Here is a 10,811-nt window from a genome sequence, read left to right on the forward strand (position 1 = left end):
ATCGCTTCTCCGTCAGCGGACGCCGAGCGGCGTATAGCCCGCTTCGCTTACGGCATCGGAAAGCGTTTTTTCACCCACATCTTTTGAAAGCGCAACGACCGCGTTTTTGTCTTTTAAACTTACGTCTACTTTCGTCACGCCGTCGATCGCCGAAAGCGCTTTTTCGACATGCCGGCGGCAGTGGTCGCACATCATTCCGTCGATTGCAATCGTCTTTGTCATTTTCGGTTCCTCCGTTATATCGTTGTTTACAGCGCCGTCTGCAGCTGTAAACGTATTTGCCGCTTTGCCGTCCGGTGCAGGCGAAAGCGCAGTTGCCGCTTTGCCGTCCGCCGTAAACGCTTCGTCCGGCAGTTCGACCGGCCGCTTTTTCGTCTTCCGCTTTTTGTATATGTCGAAGAGATTCAAACGCAGGGCGTTTGTGACGACGCAAAAACTCGACAAACTCATCGCCGCCGCGCCGAGCATGGGATTCAACGCGATGCCGAACGCGGGGAACAGCGCTCCCGCCGCGACGGGAATGCCGATGACGTTGTAGCAAAACGCCCAAAAAAGATTTTCTTTGATGTTCGTCAAAACGCCGCGCGACAGGTTTACGGCCGCGCTTACGTCCGTAAGCGTCGACTTCATGAGCACGACGTCGGCCGAATCGAGTGCGACATCGGTTCCGGCTCCGATCGCGATACCGATATCCGCCCGCGTCAAAGCAGGCGCATCGTTTATGCCGTCGCCGACCATCGCGACGCGCCCGTATGTTTGAAGACGCGAAACAACTTCGTCCTTTCCGTCGGGAAGTACGTCCGACACGACCGAGCGTATGCCGACCGTTTTTGCAACCGCCCGCGCTGTACGGCGGTTGTCACCCGTAAGCATGACAACGGCTATGCCTTCATCGTACAGAGTTCGGACCGCTTCGGCGCTGTCGGATTTTGCAACATCGGCTACGGCTATGATGCCGAGCGCTTTTTCGTCTTCGGCAAAATAGAGCGGCGTCTTCCCCTCTTCGGCAAAAGCTTCGCCCTTTTCTTTTAAGCTTGCCGAAAGTACATGATGCTCTTCCATAAGCGCCGCATTCCCGCCGAACGCGCTCTTGCCCGCGACCGTTCCGCGCACTCCGAATCCCGGAAGTGCGGCAAAGTCGTCTGCGGTTTCGTAGGCAATGCGCCGTTCCGCAACGGCTTCCATAACCGCGCGTGAAAGCGGGTGTTCACTCTTCGCTTCGAGGCTTCCGGCAATTTTTAATAATTTTTCTTCGCTCTCGTCGGTGTATATGTCAGTAACGCGCGGCTTCCCCTCCGTCAGCGTCCCCGTTTTATCGAGCACAACGACGTCCGTTTTACCGCAGGCTTCGAGTGCGGCGGCCGTTTTAAACAAAATGCCGTGCTTTGCGCCGAGTCCGCTTCCGACCATGATAGCGACGGGAGTAGCAAGGCCTAACGCACAGGGGCAGCTGATGACAAGCACGCTCACGGCACGAGCAAGGGCAAAGCCTGCTTCCGCGCCCGCAGCGAGCCACACGATCCCCGTACCGACCGCTAAAATAATGACGGAGGGGACGAAGATACCCGACACTTTATCCGCGAGCTTTGCCGCGGGCGCTTTCGTTGCGGCGGCGTTTTCCACCATATCGATAATTTTGCTTAAAGAAGTGTCTCTTCCGACGCGGGTTGCCCGACACGTGAGAAATCCGTTTTGATTCAATGTCGCAGCGCTCACGCCGCTTCCTCGCTCTTTATCGACGGGGAGGCTTTCTCCGGTAAGAGCGGACTCGTTTACCGCGCTCGCTCCCTCGGTCACCGTTCCGTCTACGGGAATGCGCTCTCCCGGCCGCACGATAAACACATCACCGACTTTTACTTCGGACGCGGGAATCGTTACTTCCTTTCCATCACGCATGACGTGCGCTTGTTCCGGCGCCAAATCCATAAGCGATTTGATCGCATTCGTCGTTTTTCCTTTGCTGTAGGATTCAAGCGTTTTGCCGACGGTGATGAGCGTAAGGATCATCGCCGACGATTCGAAATACAGATCGTGCAGGTACGCATGTGCGCTCTTCATATCGCCCGAAGCCATCGCAAAGGTCATCAAAAATAAAACGGTCGTGCTGTATGCGAATGAAGCTCCGCTTCCGAGCGCGACGAGCGTGTCCATATTCGGAGCTCCGTGTACAAAGCTTTTAAAACCGCTCGTAAAAAATCGCCTGTTGATAAGCATGACGGAAAGCGCAAGCAGCATTTCATAGAGCGCGATCGATGCAGGATTGTTGTGCACGGCGAGCGGGACGGGCCACTTCCACATCATGTGTCCCATGGACACATACATGAGCGGCACAAGCAAAACGAGAGACGCAATAAGGCGCTTTACGAGGCGCGGCGTTTCCGTGTCTTCGAGCGACGCGCGTTTGGACGCCGCATCCGCCGAGCGCACATCTTTCGTATCGAGGGAAGCATTATAACCCGCTTTATCGACTGCAATGCAGATCGCCTCGGCACTTGCAGGGGATGCGAAATCGACGTTCATCGAATTCGTCAAAAGACTTACCGAAACGCTTTCGACACCGGGAACTGCGGCGACCGCTTTTTCGACATGGGCGCTGCACGCCGCGCACGTCATGCCGCTTACCGAAAATTTTACCATATACATTGCCTCGTTATTGAAGTCTTTCTATTAGCCGCATCGTTTCATCGATGATTTTCGTATTGCCTTTTTTTATCTCTTCCGTAACGCAGCTTTCCAAGTGGTCGCGCAAAATCATGTAGCCGAAGGTACGAAACGCGCTTTCGGCGGCGGAAACTTGAATGAGCACGTCTCCGCAGTAGCGGTTTTCATCGAGCATCGATTTGATCCCGTTAAGCTGGCCGATGATCCGGTTTAAGCGCGAATGAAGCGCACGGACGGATGCTTCCCCGCGCGGCGTGTGTTTGTATTGGCAGCGTGTACACGTTTTTTTCGACGCCGCCTTTTCCTTACCTTCCTTTGCCATAGTTTCCCCCGTAAAAGACGTTTTCAATATAATACCCCTAGGGGGTATATGTCAAGCAGGATAGTGATCGAACCGGCAACGAAAGGAAAACAGGACGGCACGCAAAGCGGCGGAATGAACGGATATCATAAAAGTATAGAGCAATGAAAGCCCTTTTCACTTTAAGGAGGTAATAAAATGGGCTTCATTGCGAGTGCAACCGCCTTATGAGAATGACACTCGAACGAACGGCAATGTACGGCAGTATGTAGAGTATCATTCCCCGTCAATTAAAAACATATCATCTCGCTATTTCCCGGTCATTACAAAAACGCCTTTCCATTCCTGTTTCGGCGGCGATACCTGATAGCGCTCAATTCTTTTTAAAAATACTTTTGACGGTGCATCGTTGTATTTTTTCGCATTTTCGGAAAAATATTTTTTTGCATGCTGCCATTTTCTCTTTCGGTAATACGACAAACCGGTTTCAAACGTCCGTTTCAGATCGAGAATTTTATCGGTCGTTCCTTCTTTCGATTGCAGCACTTCATAAATACGCACGGGTTTCGTTTTCCCTTTAACCGTTATATAGTCGAGCTCGCGGCACACGAAGTCTTTTCCGAGCTTTTTATAAACGGTTTCCGAGATAATCGATTTCGAACCGTATTCCTTATTCGCACTTTCAAGCCGGGCTGCAAGATTTACGGTATCTCCGATCGATGTAAAATCTTTGCGCGTTTCCGAGCCGACCGAGCCGAATACGACGGATCCGGAATTGATTCCGATACCGACGGCAATAGCGGCCGCACCTTTTTCCAACGCGAGCTGTTTTTCGCGATACATCGCTTTGCGAATTTCCATCGCGGCTTTACAGGCATTGATTTCCTTTTTCGGACCGGAAAAAAACGCCATTATTTCGTCGCCGACATATTTATCGACGTCGCCGTCGTTATCGAAAATGATTTTCGTTTCTATGTCGAGGTAATGATTTAAAAGCCGTATAACTTCTTTCGGCGGTACTTTTTCGCAAAGGCTCGTAAAACCGCGGATATCCGTAAACAAAAAGCACAGTTCCCGCGTCGTACTCAAACGGCCGGCTTTTTTTTCAGCGTTTTGCACCGTGTGAAACGACACATAGGGAAGCATCCCGCGCACAAGCGATACGATATTTTTTATTTCGACGGAAAGATTTTTTATCTCATCGTTCGTATGGACGGTTTCTTCAAAAATCAATTTACCGGATTCGATCTTTGCGTTTCCGGCAAGCATATCGCTGAGGCTGTTCGCCGTTTTTCTGATGTTGCCGCAAAGAAAGAGAACGGGATTTACTATAAAGTCCGCGAGAAACAGCGTGACGATTATGGAAACATAGAAAAAGATCACCGAAATCGAAAGGATAAAAACTTTCGCCTGAAAATACGGCCGGTTTAAGACTTCTTTCAAATACGTAACGACCGAAAATCCCACGAGCTTTTGTCCCTCTCTGCGCGAAAAAGTTACCGGATAGACGTAGATGCACGTGTCCTTTTCCGACTTACAAATCGGCTTACCCCTCGTATTTATATTTTGATAATGCGTTATGTACTGAATGGCTTCCGACGGTAAAATCCTTTTTTCTTCCGCAGGAATTTGATTTATCTGCACGGCAGCCGTCGTATACGAAAAAACGTCGAATTCCGGCAGCTCCGTAGAATAATCGATTTCGTCGAGAAAGACATTCGATTTACTGCTTGTCGTAATAATATCCGCTCTTTGACAAGGAAAAGGAGAAGACGCATTTGTTTTTTTTATGCCTTCGAGAAACGCGCTTATCTTCGTATGCAGCCCGTCGGAAAAATCGTAAATCGCGGCAACCTGCTCCGCAAGATTTTTGCCCGTATTATCAGCGGTCTGCGAAACAAGCATTTTATAATTTTTCAAATCGGTGTAGATAAACGTCGAAAGGATGACAAGGATCGTCAAAAGAATAACGACGGTTATTTTCGTTTTTATGCGCGTTTTGATTTTAAAAGTTCTTACTCTATGCATCCATTCTTTTAACACCGCTTTTACGGTATCAAAACTTTCAAGCGCATCGGCTCCGTTTTTTTTTCGTCTTTTCAATTTTTCCGCCGCCTTTTTCCTAAGGACGGCTTCTTTTTTTTCTTCTTCTTTTAATAATTCTTTATATTCCACATACGATTCGTTTTGCGCTTTTATGGAAATTATTCCGACGGTGATGAGTCGTGAATGCAAAATAAAAGCCGAAAAGAATGCAATATATGCGAGTGGACTCAGCGCGGAAAACCAGCGGGCCGTATCCGCAAATAAAATGATTCCGCAAACCGACGCCGCCAAATAAAACATCAGCGAAACAAGCAAACACAGATACACAATGGGCTTAGTTATTTCTTTTCGAAAAAACGACAGCACGGTGATGATAAACGTTATCGGCAAAAGAAAAAACGAAAGACAGCAAATATAAAAAAAATTAAAACTTTTCGTTACCGTCCCCGACAGCAATACGGTAAACGGGAAAAGCAAGCGCGAAGTTTGTTCGGGATGAAACAAATCCATTCGGTTCATGCTGAAAGGAAACAGCATAAGTTCGGCAAGAACGACAAGGGACAGCACTCTGAAAGTCAGGGGAGAAGCCGCAATTTGTCTCCCGTTTTTTTTGATTTTTTCGAATACGATCTTCATCATAGTTATTTATGGTTATATAATATGCTTCATTGTATAAAATATCAACATAAAGAATAAAGTCAGCTGCTTTTTCCGACCCAAAGTAATTGTAATACGTCATTACAAATACGTCAATCAATATCTTTTTCCGAAATGACCGACACGCGAGAATACCTGCAAGGGATTGTATGCACCGACCGACAATCGACGTCTTCGAAATTCGACATAAAAAATTATAAAGCACTTTACAAAATAAAGTAAATAAGTTATACTGTTCCGGAAATCGAAACCGAGTATAAAAGACTGCAGCTTTTTATCCGGCTTCGACGGCAAGATTTTCAGACACACAAGGAAGTATTTTATGAAAAAGATTTTATGCGGTATATGCCTTCTATGTGCGGCATACGCGTGCACGTTTGCAAAAGAAGGAAGGGAAAAATCGGAAACCGGCATGGGATTCGATTTCGCACTGTCCGGTCTCAAAAGCGATTTCGCTCTATCGACCGCCGTCACGTCTCCGTGGTTTTTCGACAATTCGTTCGCGTTCCGACTAAATGCGGAATACTATTTCCCCGACAGCGAGTACACATACGGATACCCTGTCGTCGATTTTTCGATAATGGGCGGACATCTGATGCAAACGGCAAATATCCGCTTGTACGGCGGCGGCGGGCCCATGGCACGTTTTCCCCTCGACGAAGAGTATACGGTTGCCATAACGGGTCAGGGATTTTTCGGCTTTGAATTCTTTATGACCCAAAAGCCGGTCAACTTCAGCTTTTTTACCGAAATCGGAGGCGGCGGATTCGGCTTTCACGCAAAAGCCGGTATGCGCTACACGCTCCCGATGTACCGATAAAACACACAATCGAATATAAAAGCGCCGATGTGCACTCGACTTTAATCGGCGTTTTCTATATTCTGAGGATGTTGCAAAAAGGTACTGCAGTATGAACGACGAAGAGATAGAAGAACAGCTGTCTTTAATCGGTGCATTGGCGGAAGACGCCGAAGCGGGTTTCGAATCGATGCTCGTGCCGTTTTCGGTATACGGCATTGCCATTCCCGTCGGAACGGGTGCAACGTACGGTTGTTTGTTTTTCGGTTCGGCAAAATACGTGTGGCTCATTTGGCTTTTCGTCATCGGATTTTGCCAGCTTTTTTTACCGCTGTATTTCCGCCGGCAACGGCAGGAAAAAATACAAAGGGCAAGTGACCGCATCTTTGCCGCTCTATGGGGCAGTATCGGTTTTGTCATCGTATTGAATTTTGTACTGTCGTTTTTCGGCAAGCTCGATTTTTCCGCCGTTTTTTTCATCATCGGCATATTGATAGCGGTCGGATGTGTTACGAGCGGAACGCTGATACAAAGGCGCGCAAGGATTATCATGTACGCGGAAGGCGTCCTCTGGCTCTTGTCCGCACTGCCCTGCCTCTTTGTGGGGCCGCACACAGCTCCGCTCATCATAAGCGCGGCAACTTTCGTTTTGCTTGCAATCCCCGCCCTCGCCGCTCTCATCATCATGCGAAAAAAGAAGTCGTCCGATGACCGCTGCTGATCGGCAAGTCGATTTTTTCGATCACCGCCTGCTCGACGAGCAGCTGTCTTCCCGCCTGCGCCTTGCGGTTATGTCCGTTCTCCTCGGCTGCCAAAAAATCGAATTTACCGCGCTGCGCGATACGGTACATGCGACCGACGGCAATCTGACCGTTCACTGCAAAAAATTGGAAAACGCCGGTTATCTGACGGTCGAAAAACGGTTCGTAAATCGAAAGCCCGTGACACTGTACAGCGCAACCCCGCTCGGACGAAGAGCGGTAAAAAAATATGCCCAGCAGCTCGCATCGCTCTTGGAAAAGTGAAGTGCAGATATACACAGAAAGGAAAATGCGCCGTATCCGGGTCAAATGTACGCTCAACACGTTCGTAAAAATAGTTTGACTTCACGCAAAAGCTGTGGTATCTTTATAGAAACAATAACATCGGTATATTTCCGATTCGCTGCGTGTACTTTCGAAAACATACGTTCTTCGAAAGTTTTTATTTATAGGAGAAATGCCATGCAATTTTTTGATACTCACGCCCACATCGGGCTGATCTATGATGACCCTATTGAGCAGCTCCGCGTCATTCAGCAGGCAAAACAGGCCGGCGTTGCCCGCATCATATCCATCAATAACAGTCTCCTCGATTTTACGCGCGTGTACAATACGCTGAAAGCGGTAAACGGCATCTACCATGCAGTCGGAGTCGCTCCGTCCGAAGTGACGAATCCGGGCAAAGACTACGCAAATACGATCGAAGAAAATCTCAAATTGCCGAACGTCGTCGCCGTCGGCGAAACGGGACTCGATTATTATAAGCAATTCGGCGACAAGCGCTCGCAAATCGAATTGTTTATCACACAGCTCGAGATCGCACAAAAGCACAATCTGCCGGTTATCATCCACAACCGAGACGCTGGTAAAGACATATTCGACGTACTTTCCGAACGCATTCCGCAATCGGGTGCGATTTTCCACTGCTATTCGGAAGACGCAGTCTATGCAAAGCGCTGCCTCGATGCGGGCATGAACGTGTGGTTTTCGTTCGCGGGAAATTTAACGTACCGCAATGCGCGCAACCTCCACGAAACGGCGCTCAACGTACCCGTCGACAGGATCCTCATCGAAACGGAAAGTCCCTTTATGATTCCGGCCGAATTCCGCGAAAAAAAGCGTACGATGCCGGCATACATCACGTCGACGGCGCATTTCCTTGCCGATCTGCTCGAAACGGATATCGAACAGCTTGCCGATCAACTTTGGAAAAACAGCTGCAAAGCGTTTAACCTCCCCGAATAATGCCGTATCATCCCGTTGCGATCGGTTCTCTGACGCTCGACGGAAACATATTCCTCGCGCCCGTCGCGGGATACAGCGACCGCTCGTTCCGTTCGATCTGCGTCGACTGCGGCGCTTCGTTCACATATACCGAAATGGTATCCGCCGAAGCGCTCGTCCGAGACAACGATAAAACCGAACGTCTTTTGCGGAAAGCTGAAAACGAAACGGCGTATGCTGTACAAATCTTCGGCGGCAATCCGGACGTCATCGCAAAGGCGGCCGCCCTCGTCGCCGAAAAAACCGATTGCGCATGCATCGACATAAACTGCGGCTGCCCCGTTCCGAAAATCGTAAAAACCGGAGCCGGAGCCGCACTTACGAGAGATCCCGAAAAATTATACGCCGTCGTACAAGCGGCCGTCCGTGCAGTCGAACATGCAAAAAGGCGCATCCCCGTCACCGTAAAGATCCGCTCAGGCTGGGACGATAAAACGATCACGTGGAAAGAAGCGGCGGACGCGGCTCTTTCGGCAGGCGTCGCCGCGATTACGATGCACCCGCGGACGAGGGCGCAGGGCTACGAAGGCAAAGCCGATTGGAATGCGCTCGCCGAGCTCGTTTCATTTGTGTCCGGCCGCGTCGGCGTCTTCGGATCGGGCGATCTCTTTTCACCGGAAGACGCACGGGCGATGTTCGAAGCGACCGGCTGCGATGCGGTGATGTTTGCGCGCGGTACGATGGGAAATCCGTTTATCTTTACAAAGACAAAGGCGCTCCTCACGACCGGAAGCTATGAAGACGTCGGCATCAGAGCGCGCATCGATGCGGGTTTCCGAGAACTTAAACTCCTCATCGAAGACGCAGGAGAAGCGAACGCATGCAAAGAAATGCGGAAGCGATTTTGCGCGTATACGAAAGGCATCCCCGGCGGCGCGGAGCTGAGAGCGAAACTCGTTCACGCGGCGAGCGAAGCCGACTACCGCGCGATAATTTCGGGATTGCGAGGATAAAGACCGAAAGTACAGCCGATTTTTTACGGACGGACTAAAGCCGTAAGCAAAACGGAACAAAACCGTCGGCAAACCCCACGGGAATCAATTTTTACCTAAAAAATCTGAATGTCGAGCTTTTTGAAAAGCAAATAATTATTACAGTTTTTTGATTTCCGCTTCGGTGAGACCGGTCATAAGGTGGATCTCAGAGAGCGGGTACTTGCGTTCGGCCATCAGCTTTGCCGTTTCCCGCTTTGCTTGATACGATCCCGCGGCAATGCCGTCGCGGCGGCCTTGTAAGAGTCCGTCTCTCCTGCCTTTGCGTATTCCTGCAGCAACGCCTCGTTCAAAACCAATCTTTTCACCCAGCTGTGAACCCTCTCTTAGTAAATCATCTTTCCAAATATTCAACGACATATACCAGCTCCTGAACTTTTCGTTCCGTTTCGCTTTTTCGACAAGCGCATCGATGTGCTGCGTAAAACCGCTCGTCGCCCGCCTCTCGCAAAGATACTCCAACAAAGCGCTCAATTCAGGCTCATCTTCTTTACCGTAGGCACCCACATTATAAAACACCTTAACGCTTTTGTCATCAAGAAAAAGCGTACCGTCGGCGGTACAGATATTGTAGAACTCGTATACGGGTAAGCCTTTGCCGAAGGGATCCTGCGTACAGATAAAGATGACATAGCTCTCTTTTAATTCCGCATAACTCTGTCCTCTCAAGAGGTTATCGACATCCATAAGGCTTTGGTAATAACGCGTACGCTTGGGAAGAGACGGCGGGATTGACGTTTGTATTTCTATATCGAAGACACGCTCCGAGTCGGAAACATAGACGTCAAGGCGTATACCCTTGCTTTCGTAAAACGGTGCTATCGTTTTTTGCAGGGAGGGATATTCGATTTTACCGACTTTGATGTGCAATAAGCGCTCCAATACGCCTTTACAAATTCCTTTGTTTTTCATGACCGTGCCGAACATAAAGTCGTCGGTAAAGGTAAGTTCTTCGACGGGTTTATGGGTATATTCCATGGGGATATCCTCAGTTGTTGAGATAGTACGGCAAAGAAAGCCGTTGACCTATATATCGTTTACAAAGTGATAAATTACGCGGTTTTTTATGAAAATAAACGGATGTACCGCAAACGGACACTGCTCGCAATCGCTCTGAGGAAGTCGTAAGGCGAAAAACGCTTGACGCGTTTTTCTTTTATCCGTGCGGAGGCTTTCATACTTCATCCGTTCGGATGTAATAAAAAGTATGAAAGCCGACTGCGATTCCTTATGAGGACACAAAGTGCGGCGTTTACGGTGCGCTTTGTGATAGGAGACGCTCGGCGATTGCTGCGCGGGGAACTTCACGC

Annotated in this window: 9 protein-coding genes; 5 read left to right on the forward strand and 4 right to left on the reverse strand. The window is 49.3% G+C overall.

Features of this window, described 5'->3' with window-relative positions; all coding sequences use genetic code 11:
- Window positions 1-12: 12 nt before the first annotated feature.
- From IZU26_RS09470 to IZU26_RS09480, 3 genes are all read right to left on the reverse strand, one after another.
- Complete coding sequence (locus IZU26_RS09470) at window positions 13-2,637, reverse strand: heavy metal translocating P-type ATPase (RefSeq protein ID WP_433278589.1); 2,625 nt, start codon at window positions 2,635-2,637, stop codon at window positions 13-15.
- Window positions 2,638-2,650: 13 nt separating this feature from the next.
- Window positions 2,651-2,983: a metal-sensing transcriptional repressor gene (locus tag IZU26_RS09475; protein WP_038081088.1), complete on the reverse strand. Its 333-nt coding sequence runs from the start codon at window positions 2,981-2,983 to the stop codon at window positions 2,651-2,653.
- A gap of 288 nt (window positions 2,984-3,271) precedes the next feature.
- Entirely contained in the window at window positions 3,272-5,647 is a 2,376-nt protein-coding gene (locus IZU26_RS09480; protein WP_433278592.1) for an adenylate/guanylate cyclase domain-containing protein, read from the reverse strand.
- 340 nt (window positions 5,648-5,987) lie between these two features.
- On the opposite strand from IZU26_RS09480, the gene IZU26_RS09485 reads away from it, so the two are divergent.
- The 5 genes from IZU26_RS09485 to dusB all read left to right on the forward strand — a co-directional run bounded on the left by IZU26_RS09485 (window position 5,988) and on the right by dusB (window position 9,462).
- A complete protein-coding gene (locus tag IZU26_RS09485; protein WP_433278594.1) occupies window positions 5,988-6,485 on the forward strand; it encodes a hypothetical protein in 498 nt (165 codons plus the stop codon).
- Window positions 6,486-6,576: 91 nt separating this feature from the next.
- Window positions 6,577-7,185, forward strand: coding sequence for a hypothetical protein (locus tag IZU26_RS09490; RefSeq protein WP_021330401.1), 609 nt, complete (start codon window positions 6,577-6,579; stop codon window positions 7,183-7,185).
- Window positions 7,172-7,489, forward strand: a complete 318-nt coding sequence (locus IZU26_RS09495) for a winged helix-turn-helix domain-containing protein (RefSeq protein ID WP_021330393.1) — start codon at window positions 7,172-7,174, stop codon at window positions 7,487-7,489. The genes IZU26_RS09490 and IZU26_RS09495 overlap by 14 nt, the downstream gene beginning before the upstream one ends.
- A 198-nt stretch (window positions 7,490-7,687) precedes the next feature.
- The gene (locus IZU26_RS09500; protein WP_021330397.1) at window positions 7,688-8,470 is read left to right on the forward strand and encodes a TatD family hydrolase; all 783 of its coding nucleotides are present in this window, start codon (window positions 7,688-7,690) and stop codon (window positions 8,468-8,470) included.
- Entirely contained in the window at window positions 8,470-9,462 is a 993-nt protein-coding gene (dusB, locus tag IZU26_RS09505; RefSeq protein ID WP_433278597.1) for a tRNA dihydrouridine synthase DusB, read from the forward strand. Before IZU26_RS09500 ends, dusB begins: the two co-directional genes overlap by 1 nt.
- Window positions 9,463-9,600: 138 nt before the next feature.
- On the opposite strand, the gene IZU26_RS09510 is transcribed toward dusB, so the two are convergent.
- Window positions 9,601-10,479, reverse strand: a complete 879-nt coding sequence (locus IZU26_RS09510; RefSeq protein WP_433278599.1) for an Rpn family recombination-promoting nuclease/putative transposase — start codon at window positions 10,477-10,479, stop codon at window positions 9,601-9,603.
- Window positions 10,480-10,811 lie beyond the last annotated feature (332 nt).

It is taken from the genome of Treponema sp. SP13 (assembly GCF_050938355.1).
GTDB lineage: Bacteria > Spirochaetota > Spirochaetia > Treponematales > Treponemataceae > Treponema_D > Treponema_D socranskii.